The sequence below is a fragment of the Streptomyces sp. NRRL S-646 genome (assembly GCF_000720765.1).
Taxonomy (GTDB): domain Bacteria; phylum Actinomycetota; class Actinomycetes; order Streptomycetales; family Streptomycetaceae; genus Streptomyces.
The window spans coordinates 440136-454917 of record NZ_JODC01000010.1 but is presented as its reverse complement, the minus strand read 5'-3'; the positions used below and the strand labels follow the sequence as shown (position 1 = coordinate 454917).

Sequence of the window (14782 nt, the reverse complement as noted above, 5' to 3'; positions counted from 1 at the left end):
ACGCGGCCACAGCCACCCGTCTCGACATGTGACGGGCAAGAGGGCAGCCCGCCACCTCGTGATGACGGGCCTTGAACAACAAGTGGGTTGGGGCAGCCAGCCCCGCTGGAGGGGCCGCGTTGTCGTAGCCGTGCGCCAAGATGACCAGTCATGGCCATCCATGAAGAGGAACCCCCTGACGCAGCGGACGACGACCTCGAAATCGAGCCTTGGCACGAGTCGGATCTGCTCCGGGATCTGGCCGCCCTGCGGTCGGTCTCCAACACGCAGCGCCGCGGCTACAAGCTCGAATCACTGCTGGAGCGGATGTTTCGACGGGCTCACTACCAGGTCGTGCACAATCCGAGGATGGCGCGCCCCCGGCAGACCGACTTCGCAGTCATCTCCCACAGCCGCCACTATCTCGTTGAAGCGAAGTGGGAGAGCCGACGCTCCGGTAGCAAGGTCATCGGTGAGGTCCGCACCCGACTGCGCCATCTTGACGGCACTGTTGTGGGCTTGCTCTTCACTATGTCCGGGATCACCGGGGAAGCGGACGGGGAGATCGTCAGAGACCGCAGGGATGGACTGGTCCTCGTCTTCGACAAGGTCGACATCCTCAGGGTTCTGAGGGACCCGCAAGAGTTGGACCGCCTTCTTCGCCTGAAACACGATGAACTCGTTGTCCACGGGCGTGTCCATCGCGGCGAAAAGGAGCGTGAGGCCGAGAAGGCCGCCCGCAGTTCGCGCAAGACGGCAGGGAAGCTGCCTAGGAGCCGCTACAGGCTGCTCAACGGCAGCGGGGACACGGAGCCATGGTTTTACGGAGCAGGAGGGTTCAGCCCCGGGGTCTTCTGCCTCGACCTGCCCGATGTCGACTGGGTGCCGGCTGCGGGAAGCGGCGTGTGCCTGGATATGCCAGTCACCGCATGGGGCCAGCCTGACCTCCTCCGCCTCCTTGACGCGCTGAACGAACTGGGGTGGATGGGAGAGCGGAGTCAATGGAGCATCCAGCAGCATGGCCGGAACTGGCATGGCTGTGGCGCCGATGGCTTTGCCGAGGCCCTCAAGAACTGGGAAGAACGGACCAGTGAGCTTGAAGATCCCCACCACAGCGAGGAGTTCGTCTACTTCGAAGTCTGTGACGGCGGCTTCTACACCGTGTCAGGCAGCATCTCCGCAGAAGAAACACGCCACGTCATGCGCTGCAATGTCTCCTTCCAGCTCATCGGAATACCGCTGGACCCTGGCTCGCTGCAGCAGCTCTACCGGCAGTTCGACGTCCCCAGCCGCGGCTACTTCCGTCCGCTGGTCGAACGGTCAGTCACCCGACAGCGATTCGACGGCCGCCTCCCGCTGCACGTGCTCGGGTACATCATCGAGCCCGCCGATCAACGCGGGGACGAGGAAGACTGGGTCGTCGGCCTCCTGGCGGTGAATCCCTTCTACGGCACTGACCTCCAGCCCCCCGACGATCTGGCAAGTGACCTGGACCGCACTGGCGTGATCGTATGCAACCTGCGCTCGTACCATCCCCTCAGCAAGCCGCAGGAGCGCTACGAACTGTGGTCGTACGAGCGGGCCAGGACTTCAGACGCCCACGCGCTGCGCATTGTCGCCGAGTGGTGGGAGTCCGAGGACGGCGACGAGCAGCGACCGGCGGTTGGGCGGGACGTTCGGCTCTACGCTCAGGAACTGGCCAACCAGGCACCCCCACTCACCCCCGAGCAGCGGGACCGCGTGCAAGCCCTGCTCCGGCGCAAGCCGACCGAGTCGAAGCCAATCGCCGCCTAGAAACGGCCCCCACCACGCCGGTGTTCCAGCACCAGACCGACAGGGGCCAGCCCATCCAGCACATGCCGAAGGCCCGGCTTCTCGCTCGCCAGCGACCGGGCCCCAACAAAAACTGAAGCCGCGGGCCACGTGCTCGCCGGCCGCCGCGGGTGTCTCGGGGAGCAGGGAGCGCCGGGTCTCGCCGCTGATGCTCGTGCTGGATGCGGCCTCGCCGCCGAGGAGGACCTTCACGTCGTACGTGCCGGGCGGCACGTCGAAATGGCAGTCGCCGGCAGTGCAGTTCTCGATACCGAGGGGCCGGTGCCCCTCGTGGGCCTGGGCCGGTGCGGCCACAAGGCCGGCGCTCAGTGTCAGCGCTGCCAGCAGGGCGAGGTTGAAACGTCTCATTCGCGTGTCCCTCCGAGAAACGACCGGACGACAAGGCCTGGCGGCAGGGACCGTACCGCTCTCCGCAAGCGCTTTCTAGCTTCTGGACCGATTTCACAAGATTGCCAACCTCCTGCGCGCGAAAGCCCTTTCGCGAAATCGATTCAACTGTCACCCTCACAACCACTCGCACCATCCCCACATGGCTTCCGGAGGAGGCACCCCCCATGTCCGAAACCGCGAACAGACCGGTCGGCCGCCGCACCTTCGTCCTCGGTTCCGCCGCTGCCGCCGGGACGGCCGCCCTCGCCGGGCCGCTCGCCGTCCCGGCGTCGGCCGCGAGCTTCGGCTACTCCGACGACGGGTCGAACTACGTCGTCGACACCGGCGCGAGCCTGGTCTTCAAGGTCAGCAAGACCAACGGCGACCTGACCTCGCTGGTCTACAAAGGCACCGAGTACCAGGGCTACGGCGGCAAGAACTCGCACATCGAGTCCGGCCTCGGCACCTCCACGGTGACCGTCAAACAGTCCGGTTCAACGATCCTGATCTCCGTCACCTACGGCACCCTCAAGCACTACTACGCGGCCCGCAGCGGCGAGAACAACGTCTACCTGTGGACCAACAAGGCCGACGACTCGGTCAGCGCCACCCGCTACATCGTGCGCGTCAAGGCCGGCATGTTCCTCAACGACGAGCCCGACTCGTACACCTACGCGCCGACCACCGTCGAGGCCTCGGACGTCTTCGAGAAGTCCGACGGCCAGACCCGCTCCAAGCACTACTCGAAGCTGCGCGTCGTCGACTACGACTACATCGGCTGGTCGACGGGGAGCGTCGGCCTGTACGTGGTCCGCTCCAACCACGAGAAGGCCTCCGGCGGCCCCTTCTACCGCTCCCTCCTGCGCCACCAGAGCGCCGACGGCGGCGGCCTGTACGAGATCCTCTACTACGGAGAGAACCAGACGGAGGCCCAGCGCTTCGGCCTCCAGGGCCCGTACGTCATCGCCTTCACGGACGGCGGCGCGCCCTCCTCCGGGCTGTACCACGCGAACCTCACGACCTCGTGGGCGGACTCGCTCGGCATCTCGGGATACGTCGCGGCGAGCGGCCGCGGCAAGGTCGCCGGCGTCGGGATCACCGGGCGGAACACGGCGTTCCCGTACACCGTCGGGCTCGCCAACTCGGCCGCCCAGTACTGGGGGTCGGCCCGCTCCTCGGACGGCTACTTCTCCATCCCGGGCGTGCTGCCGGGGACGTACACCCTGACCGTCTTCAAGGGTGAACTGGCCGTCTACACCAGCTCGGTGACGGTCACCGCGGGCGGTACGACCACCCTCAACACCATCGCGATCCCGTCCTCCAACGACCCCGGCAACGCGAGCGCGATCTGGCGGATCGGGGACTGGAACGGCTCGCCGAGCGGGTTCAAGAACGCGGACCTGATGACGTACGCGCACCCGTCCGACAGCCGGGCCGCGTCCTGGACCGGCAACGTCGTCATCGGCAGCGGCACCGAGACCTCGGCCTTCCCCTGCTACCTCTGGAAGGACGTCAACAGCGGCCTCCTCGTCTACTTCAAGCTGACCGCCGCGCAGGCCGCCGCCGCGCACACCCTGCGCATCGGCGTGACGACGGCCTACGCGAACGGCCGACCGCAGATCTCCGTCAACGACTGGACGTCGTCGATCCCCTCGCCGCCCTCCCAGCCGAGCACCCGGTCGCTGACCGTGGGCTCCTACCGGGGCAACAACTACACGTTCACCTACAGCGTGCCGGCGAGTGCCTGGCTCACGGACACCAGCCAGTACAACGTGCTGAAGATCAACGTGGTGAGCGGCTCGGGGACGACCTCCTTCCTCAGTGCGGGAACGTCAATCGATGCGATCGATCTGCTGATCTGACGTCAGGTCCCGCGCGTCCACTGCTGGTTGGTACCGCCATTGCAGGTGTACGTGATGATCGCGGCGGAGTTGGCGGTGGACGCGCCGGACACGTCCAGGCACTCGCCGCTCGCGCGGGACTTGACGTTGACGTAGGAGCCCGAGGTGGTCAGCGACCACTGCTGGGTGGTGGCCGCGCTGCTGCAGTTCTCCTGGGTGACCGTGCTCGCGTTCTCCTGCACGCACAGGGAGCTGTTCCTGACCACCAGCTGGTAGTAGCCGCTGCCCAGGGACTTGAACCAGTACTTCTGGTTGGTGCCGCCGTTGCAGTCGTACTGCTTGATCTGGGCACCCTGCCACAGCGACTGGCTGGTCACGTCGGCGCACTTGCTGCTGTGCCGCGCGATCAGCGTGTTGTACGTGGCGCTGGTGCCGGTGACGGTCCCGGCGGCCGTGTCGACGGTGACCTCCGGGGACCAGGACATGGACATCGAGGTGGAGCTCGGGAAGGTCAGCGGCAGCCAGACGTACCGGGAGTCGTTGACCGTACCGCCGAAGGAGTTGCCCCAGCGGTCGCCCATGTAGAGGTACGAGGTGCCCGAAGTGCCCTGGACGGGCAGGACGTACGCGGTCTGCGAGCCGTAGGCGGTGGAGTCGCCGACGTTCGTCATCGAGGTCCACGGGCCGGAGAGGCTGGTCGCGGTGGCGTACTGCTGCTGGTTGGGGTTCCAGCCGGTGGCGGCCGAAGTCAGCATGAAGTAGACGCCGTTGCGCTTGAAGAGGGCCGGGGCCTCGCGGTGGCCGCCCGGCCACGGGTTGGCGACCAGACCGGCGATGCCGGTGTAGTCGGCGGTGAGCTTGTAGATGTGCAGGTCGTAGTTCTCGTTGGCGGCCGAGACCATGTAAGCGGTTCCGTCGGTGTCGACGAAGGTCGTGATGTCCCGGGACATGTACTGCCCGAGCGGCTGGAAGCTTCCCTGGTAGGTGTAGTTCCCGTCGACGGTGTCGGAGACGGCGACGGCCGCGCGGGCCTGGCTGTAGTCGACGCCGTTCTCCTTGTGCATCCACATCACGAACTTGCCGGTGGAGGCGTTGTAGATGACTTTCGGGCGCTCGATGTAGGCGGTGCCCAGCTCGGAGGCGGACGACTGGGTCAGGACGTGGTTCGTGAACTCCCAGTTCTTCAGGTCGGTGGAGCGGTAGGCGTCCACGTACTTGAAGGTGTTGTCGCTGTTCCGGTCCTCGCCGAACCAGTAGTAGTACGAGCCGACCTTGATGACGCCGCCGCCGTGGGCGTGGACGGCGTTGCCCGAAGTGTCCGTGAACTGGACGCCGTTGGGGACGGTCTGGGCGGCGGCCAGCGCCGGGCCGGCGGTCGCGAGGGCGCCGAACAGGCCCAGGCAGAGGGCGAGCAGTACCGCGTACGCACGTCTCATCTCACGCACTCTCTTTCGCGGAGCCGGCGACCGTGTCGGCCACGGGGATGCCGAAGTGGGGGGTGCCGTCCGGGTTCCAGCCCAGCTTCTGGATCCGGGTGTGGCGGTTGGGGTCGTTCAGGGGGTCGCCGGTGATCTCCTTGTACTGGCGGGCGTGGTAGACGAGGACGTCACTGCGGCCGTCCTCGGCGACCGTGAAGCAGTTGTGGCCGGGGCCGTACTGCTTGGTGGAGTCGTTGCTGGTGAAGACCGGGGTCGGCGACTTGGACCAGTTGGCGGGGTCCATCAGGTCGGCGTTCGCGTCGACGGTCAGCAGGCCCATGCAGTAGTGGTAGTCGGTGGCGCTGGCCGAGTAGGAGAGGAAGAGGCGGCCGTTGCGGGCGAGGACCGCGGGGCCCTCGTTGACCTTGTAGCCGACCGTCTCCCAGTCGAACTCCGGGGTCGAGAGCCGCACTTGAGGACCCGTCAGGGTCCATGGGTTCGCCATCTTCGACAGCCAGAGAGCGGTGTTGTTGTCCATGCCGGGCTCGTGCTGGGCCCAGACGAGATAGCGGGTGCCGCGGTGGCTGAAGGTGGTGGCGTCCAGGGAGAAGGTCTCCCAGGCGGTCTTCACCTGGCCCTTCTCCACCCAGGTTCCCCTGAAGGGATCGGCGTTGGCGTTCTCCAGGACCCAGATGCGGATGTCCCAGATGCTCTCGGCGGGCGCGGAGGCGAAGTAGATGTACCACTTGCCGCCGATGCGGTGGATCTCCGGCGCCCAGATGTGCGCGCCCATCACACCCGTGGCGTGCTTGGTCCAGATCACGGACTCGGCGGCGGTCGCAAGCCCGTTCAGGGTGCGGGAGCGGCGCAGGACGATGCGGTCGTACTCGGGGACGGTGGCCGTGAAGTAGTAGTGGCCGTCGGCGTGGCGGTGGATGTAGGGGTCGGCACGCTGACGGACGAGGGGGTTCACGAACGGGGCCGCCTTCGGGGTCGGCGCGGCGGTGGCCACGGCGGGGGTGGCCGCCAGGGCGCCCGCGGCGAGGGCGGCTCCCTTCAGCATCAGGCGACGGCTGGGGAGTTGGGGCAGGTCGTTGTTGCGGCTCATGCGGCTGCCTCTCGACGGGGGACGTTCGAGGTAGCGAACACCATCTGTCATTACGAACGCCGAAAAGGTAAGGGTGTGGAACGAGGAGGTCAACGGGTCTGACGCGACTGACAGAGAGCGCTTTCGCCATTTCCGCCGCACCGCGGATTTTCTGTTATCCGCAGCCCTCCGCAGCCGTCTCCTCCGACGTGCGCAGCCATACCCACCAGACAGCAGCCGTCGCCGGAGCCCTCGCGGCGGTCGCCGCCCTGCTCTCCACCGCTCCCCCCGCCGCGGCCGCCGGTCCCCGTGACGTCACCGCCGATGTGCTCGCCGACCGGGACGTGACGCTCACCGGCGACACCGTGGTCACCGTGCCGTCCGGGACGACGACGTACGACGGAGTGTTCCGCGGCGAGGGCGCGCTCACCGTGCGCGGCGGCGGGACGCTGGTCCTCACCAAGGACAGCGACTTCACGCTCCCCAGGTCCCGTCAGCGGCAGGTGGTGAAGACGCAGGGCGGCAACCACCCGTACGTCACCACGGCCGACGCCGACCCGCCCGCGATCACCGTCGAGCGGGGCGCGACCCTGCAGTACGGCACCGGCGGGACGACCGGGCTGATCGGGCACTTCCCGTACAACACCCCGGCGTTCCGGCTCAACCAGGACAACATCCGGGTCGACGGCACGCTACGGCTGTCGCTGACGAGCGCCTACAACCTGGGCACGATCAGCGGCTCGGGCCTGATCACGCAGCCCCGCTTCCTCTGGGGCACCTGGGACCTGTCGGGCACCCACACCTTCTCCGGAGTGATCGACAACGGCACGCAGATGAACGCCGGACGCCCGGAGTACGCCACATCGCTGCCGAACGTGCGCAAGATCCTCAACCAGGGCACGTACACGGTCGACACCCCGCTGGGCCAGACCGTGACCATGGGCATGGACTTCTACCAGCGCGAGTACGGCAGTGACATCAACATCCAGTCCCGGCCGGGCAGCAAGGTGGTCCTGACCGGCCAGTACAGCTGGTCGAACCAGGGCGGCGACACCAACCCCTCACTCAGCGACCCGTCCCTGAACTGGACGCCCGCGCACAAGAACGTCAACAAGCGCGGCACCAACATCAAGGGCGCGAACGTCCAGTGGGGCAACGGCACGACCGACAAGATCTTCATGCCGGGCACGGCAGAGACCGTTTACATCAACCTGCTCGCGGCACGCTCCCGTTCGCTGCTCACCTTCGACTACGACGGGCCGGTGACGCTGGGCGCCCCCATCGGCGGCGGCAGGTTCCACGACACGCTCGCCGCGCCCGGCGCCGGGGACATCGTCATCAAGGGGACGAAGGGCAACGACGTGACCTTCGCCGCCGTCCAGTACTACAACGGCTCGACGACGGTCGAGAAGGGCGCGGTACTGCGACTGGGCAGCGGCAAGCGGGGCGGGGACGGCGGGCTCTACACCAAGGGTGACCTCTACAAGGTGGTCGACAACGGCTCGCTGGTGCTCAACAACACGGGCAAGGCCCTGGCCCTGTCCCGGATCAGCAGCAGCGGGTCGCTGACGCAGACCGGGCCCGCCACGGCGACTCTGACGGGAAGCGGGGTGACGTACACCGGCACGACGACGGTCAAGAAGGGCACCCTGGCGCTGCACTCCGGCGCAACCCTCGCCCGCAGCAAGACGATCAGACTCGGCTCGACGGGCTCGCGGCTCGACCCCGGGCCGTCCGGACTGCGCGTGGCGACCACGCTCACCGGCAAGGGCACCGTGAAGGGGGCGGTGACCAACGACGGTGTCGTGGCGGGCGGGGTCACGGTCTCCGGGAGCTACACGCAGAGCGCGAAGGGCGAACTCGTCCTGGGCGCCGAGCCGTTGAAGGTGAAGGGATCGTCGGTCCGACTGGCCGGAGACCTCGACCTGTCGGCCGCCGGAGCGAAGCCCTCCCGTGCGATCACCGTCATCGAGCACTCGGGGAAGTCGAAGACCACCGGTGCCTTCAGGGGGCTGAAGGACGGCACACGGCTGAAGCTGGCCGACATCACGTACCGGATCAGTTACCGCGGCGGCGACGGCAATGACGTCACCCTGACCGCGACCCACGGGAGCCCCTCCCCGGCCGCCGCCCACCCGGACAGGGCATCGTCCGGGGCGGCGGCAGCCGGCACCGCGAACAGCGCGAGCAGCGGCCTCGGTTGGTGGCCGTACGTGCTCGCGGCGGGGCTGCTCGCCGGGCTCGTGGTGCCCGCGGTCAAGCGCGGGCGGGGTGGGCAGCGGAGGGGTGGACGGCATGCGGCGCACGGTTAGCCGCCGCTTCACCGCCTCACACGGACAGCGCGGACGTCTCCCCCGCCGGTTCCCGCTTCCGCCCCTGTAGCCACACGTACACCGGAATCCCCGCGAACAGGAACAGCACGCCCTGGTATACGGCCGCGTAACCGGCGCCCGCGATCAGCCAGAACGAGAACGCGAAGGACAGGGCGGCGACGATCAGGTCGCGGGCGAGTCCGGCCGGGCGGACGAGCTCGCGGGTGCCCTGGGCCAGCCAGTACAGCTGCGCTGCGGCGGACAGAAGGTAGGGCACGCAGCCGGTGAAGGTCGTGATCAGGACGAGGACGCGGAAGGTGGTGTCGGGGCCCGCCGTGTAGTTCAGGGCGATCAGGAGCGTGCCGAGGACGGTGACGGCCCAGACCCCGAAGCCGGGCACCCCGCCCTTGCCGACCTTGGCGAACGGTGCCGGGAAGAGGCCGTCGCGCGCGGCGGCGTACGGCATCTGCGCGGCCATCAGGATCCAGCCGTTGAGGCAACCGGTGATCGAGGCGACGGCGACCAGGGCGATGGCCGTGCCGCCCCAGGAGCCACCGGTGACCGCGTTCACGGCGTCGGCGAAGGGGGCACCGGAGTTCACCAGCTTGTCGTGCGGGACGAGACCGAAGACGGCGACCGTGCCGAGGAGGTAGACGAGGGCGGAGCCCAGGGTGCCGAGGACGCTCGCGCGGCCGACGTTGCGCTCCGGGTTCTCCACCTCGCCCGCGCTGACCGCGGCGGACTCGACGCCGAGGAAGCTGTAGAGGAGCAGGGCGGCCGCGGCGGCGAGCGCGCCGGGCGTGCTCTCGCCGGAGGCGTTGAACGGGCCGAAGTTGTCCGCGTCGACGAAGAAGAGCCCGATCGTGGAGACGAGCAGCAGCGGCACGAACTTCAGGATCGTCGACACCAGCTGGACCGCACCGACCCAGCGGGTCCCGGCGAAGTTCGCGGCCGCCGGCAGCCACAGCGCGGCGAGCGCTACTACCGCTTCGAGGGCGTGGTTGCCGTGCAGGGGGATCAGGACGTCGACGTAGCCGACGACCGCGACGGCGAGGGCGGCGATGCTGACCCAGCACATCGTCCAGTACGACCAGGCCGACAGGAACCCGGCGAACGGGCCGAACGCGTCGCGCGGGTACACGTACAGCCCGCCGGTGACCGGGCTGCGCCGGGCCAGCTTCCCGAAGAGCAGGGCGAGCAGCACCGCGGCGACCGACAGCACGACGAACGCCAGCAGACTCACCGTGCCGTACGGGGCGACGGCGGCCGGCAGGGCGAAGATGCCGCCGCCGATGATGTTGCCCATCACGAGCGCGGTGGCGGCGGCCAGGCCGAAGGTGCGGCGGGGAGTCGGCTTCGCCGCGGGTTCGGTGGGCCCGGACGGGTCCGTGGCCTCGGCGGGGCTGGGCGCGGTCATGGCGGTTCCAGGGGAGGAGCGGGGACGGGGAAGGGCGTGATCGTAACCCGGCATCCCACATGGTGGGCAACCAGTTCATTTACTGGACACAATCGGCCTCTCACGGGCACGTCGACTAGCGTCAAGTCATGACCAGCAACACCACTCTCGCCGAAGCCCTCGCCGCCGGAACCGTCGTGCTCGACGGCGGCATGTCCAACCAGCTCGAGTCCGCCGGGCACGACCTGAGCGACGAACTGTGGTCGGCGCGGCTGCTCGCCGAGCGGCCAGAGGCGATCACCGAGGCCCACCTCGCGTACTACGAGGCGGGTGCGGACGTGGCGATCACGTCGAGCTACCAGGCCACGTTCGAGGGGTTCGCGGGGCGCGGGATCGGGCGGGAGAGGGCGGCCGAACTGCTGTCCCTGAGCGTCGAGTTGGCCCGTGAGGCGGCGCTGCAGGCGCAGGCGAAGGGGGTTGCGCGGCCGCTGTGGGTGGCCGCTTCCGTCGGCCCGTACGGGGCGATGCTCGCGGACGGCTCCGAGTACCGGGGGCGGTACGGGCTGAGCGTCGAGGAGCTGGAGCGGTTCCACCGGCCGCGGCTGGAGGTGCTGGCCACTGCACGTCCCGACGTGCTGGCGCTGGAGACGGTGCCGGATTCCGACGAGGCGGCTGCACTGCTGCGGGCGGTTCGCGGGCTGGGGGTGCCCGCGTGGCTCTCCTACTCCGTCGAGGGCGGACGGACTCGGGCCGGCCAGCCGCTGGAGGAGGCCTTCGGCCTTGCCGCCGATGTGGACGAGGTGATCGCTGTCGGCGTCAACTGCTGCGCGCCGGAGGATGTGGACGGAGCGGTTGCGACCGCGGCGCGCGTTACCGGCAAGCCGGTTGTTGTCTATCCCAACAGTGGGGAGGCTTGGGACGCGCAGGCGCGTGCCTGGAGGGGGCGCTCCTCGTTCACCTCCGAGCAGGTGACGGGCTGGCGGGCGTCGGGGGCGCGGCTGATCGGCGGGTGCTGCAGGGTTGGGCCGGAGGCCATTGCGGGGATCGCCGGTGTGCTGCGCGGCGGCGCGGGCTGAGCGGTTCGCCTTCCCGCCGTGGGGGTTTTCTTGTCTTGCGGCTGCAGCTTCGTTGTGGTTGTTCGCGCCCACGCGGCGGAGCCGCATATTGACACAGCCCCGCGCCCCTGAAGGGGCGCTTTCCCTCGCCGGTGGCAACCGGTTGCCGTAGTGTTTCCGCTGTTGTCTACGGGTGGGGGGTCGGGTGACGAGGAAGAGTGAGGACGCTAGCCGGAGCACGATCCGGGACGTGGCGGCCCGGGCCGGGGTGTCCGCGTCGACCGTGTCGCGGGTGCTCGGTGGGGTCTACCCCGTGAGTTCGGCGACCCGCACGCGCGTGATGCGGGCCGTGCGGGAGATGGACTACGTCGCCGACGCGCGGGCCAAGGCGGTCGCCGGGGTCGGGACGCCCACCCTTGCCTTCGTACTCGAGGACATCACCGGGCCCTCGTTCGCACACATGGCGTACGGCGTGGAGCGCGAGGCGACCCGGCTCGGCCATCTGTGCCTGGTGTGCAGCACGGAGGGGGATGTGCAGCACGAACTGGAGTTCGTGGAGATGATGCGGGCCCAGCGTGCCGCCTCCGTGATCCTGGTGGGCGGCGCCGCCGACACGGCCGAGTACCGCGAGCGCACCCGCCGCATGGCCGACTCCCTGGCGTCGGCGGGGTCGCGGCTGGTGCTGTGCGGACGGCCGCCGCTCGGGCCCGGCGCGCCCGTCACGGTCATCGAGTACGACAACGAGGGCGGCGCCCACGCCCTGGTCGCCCATGTGCTCTCCCAGGGCCACCGGCGGATTCTGTTCCTCGGCGGCAAACCGGACCACACCACGGCTCAGGGGCGGGAGCGCGGCTATCTCGCCGCCCATCGCGCCCGCGGCCTGGAGCCCGACCCGGCGCTGCTCCTGCACGGCGACTTCACCCGTGACGCGGGCCACCGGCTGATGCGCGAAGCCCTCAAGGACGGGCTGGAGTTCACGGCCGTGGTCGCCGCCACCGACATGGTCGCGGCCGGCGCCCTGACCGCTCTGCACGAGGCGGACCTGGACGTCCCGGGCGATGTCTCCCTGGCCGGCTACGACGACATCCCGTTCGCCCGTGACCTGCATCCCGCCCTGACCACGGTGCACGTCCCGTACGAGGAACTGGGCCGCCTCGCCGTCCGTACCGCCCTGGGCCGCACCCCGGACGCTCCGGACGAGCATCTGCTGCTGGGGACGCATGTGGTGGTGCGGGACTCGGTGGCGGCAGTGGAGCCGTAGCCGCTCCTGGTGGTCACTGTCGGCGGACCGAGCCGGGCAGCCGCAGCCGACGTACGACGGACCGCAGTTCCGTGCTGCGCATGGGCGAGCCGTCGACCCGGACCGATGCGGGTGCGGATGGCGGAGGCCTGAGGGCGTCGGCGGTCCACAGCGCGATTTCGGCGTCCCGCGGCCCGAAGACCGTGCGGGGCTCGCCCGCGTCGAAGATCCGCACCGGATGCCTGGCGTCCCAGGGCTCCCAGCCGGGGTTCCCGTCGGCCGCGAACCGCACCCACGCCGCGTGCATGGTGTCGGCCAGCTCCTGAGGCGCGCCCTCGCCGGCCAGTTTGCGTGACTCCGGTACGTCGCCGGTGTCGAAGACGAAGCCGAGCTCCAGGGCGTGGCAGGCGCCGAGGTCGGGGAGGCTGGAAGGCCAGGCGAACTCGTACACGTACGAGGTGTCGGGGCGGGCGTCGGCCAGCCGGTGCATGGGGAGGCGCAGCAGGTGGTCGGTGACCATCTGGCCGACGATCTCGGCGGTGCCGGCCTCGGGGTGCAGGGTGCGGTAGCCGCGGGGTACCTCGGTGTTGCAGTGGCAGCGGGCCATGGCACCGGCGAGGGCGACCGCGCCGAGCCGGTCGACGCGTTCCACGAGGCCGCCGGGGACGAGCCAGAGGCGGTACTCGTCGCTGGTCCAGCCCATCATCAGATCGACGCCCCGGGCCGCGTCGCCGTCGACCAGGGCCTCCAGGGGGTCGCGCGGCACGATGTCGCCGTCGACGACGATGCCGAAGGAGGGGCCGCCGAGCACCGGACTGCTGAGTTTGCCCACGTCGGCCTGGGTGCGCAGGAGCAGTTCACGGTCGACGTCGGCGAAGGCCGCGGCGGTGGCGGGGATCTTCAGGCGGGTCGCCATGCGGCGCACCATGCGCCGCACCTTGTCCCGTTCGAACGCCTCGGGCGGCCCGCTCTGCAGGACCGCCCGCCGTGCCAGCCCCTGCGCCTGCGGGGCGGCCAGCAGGGCGCCGATGCTGATCGCCCCCGCGGACTGGCCGGCGAGGGTGATGCGGTCGGGGTCGCCGCCGAAGGCCTCGATCGACTCGTGCACCCACTGCAGGGCGGCGAGCTGGTCGCGCAGGCCGGGGTTGGCGGGGGCGTCCGGAAACAGTCCGTAGCCCTCGACGCCCAGTCGGTAGTTGACCGAGACGAGGACGACGCCGTCCCGGGCGAAGTTCCGCCCGTCGTACACGGGAACCGCGGATGATCCCCTGGTCAGGGCGCCGCCGTGCAGCCACACCAGAACCGGGAGCCGGGCCCCGGGGCCCGGCTCCGGCGTCCACACGTTCAGATTGAGGCAGTCGTCACCAGGGACGACGGGGTCGGACAGGTACTTCTCGAAGGCCTCGGAGTACGGCGGCTTCGGCGGCGTCGGCCCGAACGCGCCCGCGTCGCGCACGCCGTCCCAGGGCTCGGGCGGCACGGGCGGCCGGAACCGGCGGGGGCCGAAGGGAGGTGCGGCGTACGGGACGCCCCGGAACACCGCGATTCCGTGCTCGTACCGGCCTCGTACGGCCCCGTACGGCGTGCTGACCACCGGGTCTGCCTGGACTGCTGCCGTCATACGACCATCAGCCTCCTCACCGCGCTCCTGCACCGGTAACACCAGAGCACCACAGATCCGCCCGGTATTCCGGTGCAGTGCGCGATTCGGCGACTACTTGGCGTACATCAGCGTGCCGAAGCCGAGCTGGTCGTAGCCGCCGCTGGTGGAACCGTAGCCACCTCCTCCGCCCTCGGGGGCGACGAGGTCGTAGTACATGGCCGAGATGCACTTGTCGTCGAGGTGCAGGCGCCGGTTGTAGTGGAAGTGGAGCATGGCCCACACCGGGCGGATCCGGCCGCGGGAGCCGGAGGAGATCACCGTCCGGGAGGACTGGGCGCAGTTCTGTCCGGTGCCCCAGGTGTAGGTGGTGTAGGGCACGTCCTGGCTGGCCCATGCCCATCATGGTGTGGCCCTGGTCGCGGCCGGACTCCCGCCACTGGCCGAGGTCGTAGCCGTCGGAGTCGGTGTAGGGGTACGGCACCGCGTGCGCGATGGAGCCGTTGCCGGCGCCGGACTTGAAGTAGGTGACCGCCTGGTTGAGCGGGTAGAAGACGCCCACCATCATCTCCTGGAAGGCCGCCAGGTCGAACCCGGCGTAGCCCCGCATGAGCTCGGCCGCCCGGCAGAACTCCCAGCCGTAGGCTGACCG

The 14782-nt window shown here is 69.4% G+C and carries 9 protein-coding genes and 2 pseudogenes; 5 read left to right on the top strand and 6 right to left on the bottom strand.

The window, feature by feature from the left end; genetic code table 11:
* The first annotated feature begins 150 nt into the window (after window positions 1-150).
* Window positions 151-1773, top strand: coding sequence for a restriction endonuclease (locus IH68_RS0127900; protein WP_051833760.1), 1623 nt, complete (start codon window positions 151-153; stop codon window positions 1771-1773).
* 54 nt (window positions 1774-1827) lie between these two features.
* Here IH68_RS0127900 and IH68_RS58330 read toward each other — a convergent pair.
* Window positions 1828-2160 (bottom strand): annotated as a pseudogene (locus IH68_RS58330) (carbohydrate esterase); the annotation flags it as partial.
* Between the two features lie 206 nt (window positions 2161-2366).
* On the opposite strand from IH68_RS58330, the gene IH68_RS0127895 reads away from it, so the two are divergent.
* Window positions 2367-4043 (top strand): rhamnogalacturonan lyase B N-terminal domain-containing protein, encoded by a 1677-nt coding sequence (locus tag IH68_RS0127895; RefSeq protein WP_030940258.1) that lies wholly within the window; start codon window positions 2367-2369, stop codon window positions 4041-4043.
* Window positions 4044-4045: 2 nt separating this feature from the next.
* On the opposite strand, the gene IH68_RS0127890 is transcribed toward IH68_RS0127895, so the two are convergent.
* Together IH68_RS0127890 and IH68_RS0127885 are read right to left on the bottom strand one after the other, a co-directional pair.
* A complete protein-coding gene (locus tag IH68_RS0127890; RefSeq protein ID WP_030940256.1) occupies window positions 4046-5458 on the bottom strand; it encodes an RICIN domain-containing protein in 1413 nt (470 codons plus the stop codon).
* 1 nt (window position 5459) lies between these two features.
* Window positions 5460-6548, bottom strand: coding sequence for a family 43 glycosylhydrolase (locus IH68_RS0127885; RefSeq protein WP_030940254.1), 1089 nt, complete (start codon window positions 6546-6548; stop codon window positions 5460-5462).
* A gap of 188 nt (window positions 6549-6736) precedes the next feature.
* Here IH68_RS0127885 and IH68_RS0127880 point away from each other — a divergent pair, with 188 nt between their 5' ends.
* A complete protein-coding gene (locus IH68_RS0127880; RefSeq protein WP_030940252.1) occupies window positions 6737-8839 on the top strand; it encodes a hypothetical protein in 2103 nt (700 codons plus the stop codon).
* Window positions 8840-8855: 16 nt separating this feature from the next.
* Here the strand turns inward: IH68_RS0127880 and IH68_RS0127875 are convergent, their stop codons facing one another.
* Window positions 8856-10256, bottom strand: a complete 1401-nt coding sequence (locus IH68_RS0127875) for an amino acid permease (protein WP_030940250.1) — start codon at window positions 10254-10256, stop codon at window positions 8856-8858.
* Between the two features lie 128 nt (window positions 10257-10384).
* On the opposite strand from IH68_RS0127875, the gene mmuM reads away from it, so the two are divergent.
* Together mmuM and IH68_RS0127865 are read left to right on the top strand one after the other, a co-directional pair.
* Window positions 10385-11311, top strand: a complete 927-nt coding sequence (gene mmuM / locus IH68_RS0127870) for a homocysteine S-methyltransferase (protein WP_030940248.1) — start codon at window positions 10385-10387, stop codon at window positions 11309-11311.
* 184 nt (window positions 11312-11495) lie between these two features.
* Complete coding sequence (locus IH68_RS0127865; protein WP_030940246.1) at window positions 11496-12551, top strand: LacI family DNA-binding transcriptional regulator; 1056 nt, start codon at window positions 11496-11498, stop codon at window positions 12549-12551.
* Between the two features lie 13 nt (window positions 12552-12564).
* On the opposite strand, the gene IH68_RS0127860 is transcribed toward IH68_RS0127865, so the two are convergent.
* Window positions 12565-14151, bottom strand: a complete 1587-nt coding sequence (locus IH68_RS0127860; RefSeq protein ID WP_030940244.1) for a carboxylesterase/lipase family protein — start codon at window positions 14149-14151, stop codon at window positions 12565-12567.
* Between the two features lie 93 nt (window positions 14152-14244).
* A pseudogene (locus IH68_RS53605) lies at window positions 14245-14773 on the bottom strand (cell wall anchor protein); the annotation flags it as partial.
* Between the last annotated feature and the right edge of the window lie 9 nt (window positions 14774-14782).

Coding starts and splice junctions, on each gene's coding strand:
- IH68_RS0127900 (WP_051833760.1), top strand. CDS start 151: ATGGCCATCCATGAAGAGGAACCCCCTGACGCAGCGGACGACGACCTC.
- IH68_RS0127895 (WP_030940258.1), top strand. CDS start 2,367: ATGTCCGAAACCGCGAACAGACCGGTCGGCCGCCGCACCTTCGTCCTC.
- IH68_RS0127890 (WP_030940256.1), bottom strand. CDS start 5,458: ATGAGACGTGCGTACGCGGTACTGCTCGCCCTCTGCCTGGGCCTGTTC.
- IH68_RS0127885 (WP_030940254.1), bottom strand. CDS start 6,548: ATGAGCCGCAACAACGACCTGCCCCAACTCCCCAGCCGTCGCCTGATG.
- IH68_RS0127875 (WP_030940250.1), bottom strand. CDS start 10,256: ATGACCGCGCCCAGCCCCGCCGAGGCCACGGACCCGTCCGGGCCCACC.
- mmuM (WP_030940248.1), top strand. CDS start 10,385: ATGACCAGCAACACCACTCTCGCCGAAGCCCTCGCCGCCGGAACCGTC.
- IH68_RS0127860 (WP_030940244.1), bottom strand. CDS start 14,151: ATGACGGCAGCAGTCCAGGCAGACCCGGTGGTCAGCACGCCGTACGGG.